Genomic DNA, 1,026 nt, shown 5'->3' on the forward strand with positions numbered 1-1,026 from the left:
ATTGGGACTAACCGCCTGCCGTATCCGGCAGCACCACCGGAATGATTGTAACAAAAAGCGCAGAGCTTGACAAGGCTAGTCAGGCTCCGCGCTTATTTCTTATGTGCGCAAAAGTTCAGAACGTTTTAGAGGAGATTCCGTATCATTGGGCATATGGTCAACCACATTTTCTTTTTCATTCATGTTGAGCAGTGCGTTCAGCTCGGCCAACCTCTTGCTTTTTTCAGCCAGTTCTTTTTCCTGTAAAAAAGGTTTTTTCAATTCCTCACGGGCATTTTCCAGCTGTTTATCCAGCTGTACCAAAGCGTCCCGGGTGCTTTCAATCCGTTTCGGCAGGGATGCTGCGGTGTTGGTGATACGAGTGATATTGCCAAGAGCATCCGCGCCTAATGCGGTTCTGTAGGTGCCTTCACCAGCCAGTTGCGCTTGAAACTCGTTGGTAAGAGGAAAATACAGGATTTGAAGTTGAAGCCCTTTGTAACTGCCGATTGTTACCGGCGAGTCGCTATCCATGGCCATACCCAAAAGTCCGAGTAATGCTTTACCGGCATCCTCTCGTTTCGTGTAGCTCTTTTCCATAAGCATAATGGAAAAAATCTCATTGCCGTCGTTATCCAGAAGGGTGTTGTTTTTCAAAGTTGTTTCATCCAAAGAGCAAGCGGAAAGAATTTCTCGTTTTCGCTGGATTTCAGACGGAAACGCAATGGATATGGAATCCTCCAGCCGATACCGCTGGCTGATATATTGTGCCTTGAGGGTGCGTAATCTGGTGACTTGAATATCCAGATCCATCTTTTCTTTGATGGCGGGATTGCCTGCGGCCAGGGCTTTTACCTCTGCATAAGAAAGCGCGGCTTCATCCATGTCATCACAGGAGCGCGCAGGGCTTTTGCTGGTCATGATCTGACTGATGAAGCGTTGCTTGTTTTCAATCAGCTGCCAACTGTATGCATCGAATGTCGATTCGGTTACATAACGATAGATGGCTACTTCTTTATTTTCATTGCCCTGACGAACCATACGGCC

Annotated in this window: 1 pseudogene; it reads right to left on the minus strand. The window is 47.2% G+C overall.

The annotated features are described in order from the left end of the window. Positions 1 to 99 precede the first annotated feature (99 nt). Positions 100 to 1,026, minus strand: a pseudogene (locus tag ACESYO_RS16375) (helicase); the annotation flags it as partial.

Origin of the sequence: Allofournierella massiliensis (assembly GCF_964241245.1) — a bacterium.
Taxonomy (GTDB): domain Bacteria; phylum Bacillota; class Clostridia; order Oscillospirales; family Ruminococcaceae; genus Allofournierella; species Allofournierella massiliensis.